At 63.8% G+C, this 657-nt stretch carries 2 protein-coding genes; both read right to left on the reverse strand.

The genetic code is table 11. From position 1 onward, the window contains the following. Positions 1-48: 48 nt before the first annotated feature. Positions 49-240, reverse strand: a complete 192-nt coding sequence (locus E1266_RS37600) for a DUF397 domain-containing protein (RefSeq protein WP_132055378.1) — start codon at positions 238-240, stop codon at positions 49-51. Then, positions 231-653 (reverse strand): Scr1 family TA system antitoxin-like transcriptional regulator, encoded by a 423-nt coding sequence (locus E1266_RS37605; RefSeq protein ID WP_347876781.1) that lies wholly within the window; start codon positions 651-653, stop codon positions 231-233. The genes E1266_RS37600 and E1266_RS37605 overlap by 10 nt, the downstream gene beginning before the upstream one ends. Positions 654-657: the final 4 nt, after the last annotated feature.

Here is a 657-nt window from a genome sequence, read left to right on the forward strand (position 1 = left end):
TCGCCGTTGCTTGCTGGGTCGGGCTGGCGGGCAGTTGGAGCCGGACGGTCAGTGCGTGGCGGCGGCGGACTGGACGGCGTTCCGCAGGGCGTCGCGGGTCAGTAGGAGGACGGGGCCGGCCGGGTCTTTGCTGTCGCGCACCGCCACCAGTGCACCGGCCGCGTCCGCCAGTTCGACGCAGTTGCCTCCGCTGGAGGTGCTGCGGCTGCTGCGGCGCCAGGTAACGTTGCTCAGGTCCATTTCTCTATTGCCTTCCTAATGACCTCGCGCGAGGCATCTTCGGTGAGTGCTCGTGCACGAAGCTCGATCAGAGTTCGCGCCAGAGTGGCCAGGTCTGCTGGGTTGTCCGTTGCGATGCCGCGTATGGCTGTCTCGACGTAGGCAACCTCGCTGCGGTCCTCCATCGTTGCAATCATGAAGTCACCTGAGTTGCCAGTGTGCTCACCGCTTGCCAAGACTACTTGGATCGTGATGTTCGGCAACATGCCCATGGTGAGCAGGTGCTCCAGCTGCTCCTTCATCGTCTCGGCGCCCTCTCTGTCAGACTGCTGTGACACAAGGGACGAACGAGTCCTTCTGATACCAAGCAGGGCGAGACAGGACGAACAGCGCAGTGACGATGACTCTCGCCGACCAGGCCGCCGTGACGACACGGCA

This window comes from Actinomadura sp. 7K534 (assembly GCF_004348575.1).
Taxonomy (GTDB): domain Bacteria; phylum Actinomycetota; class Actinomycetes; order Streptosporangiales; family Streptosporangiaceae; genus Spirillospora; species Spirillospora livida.

What these genes read in the sequence shown, in the direction of transcription:
- E1266_RS37600 (WP_132055378.1), bottom strand. Translation starts at nt 240, where the DNA reads ATGGACCTGAGCAACGTTACCTGGCGCCGCAGCAGCCGCAGCACCTCC.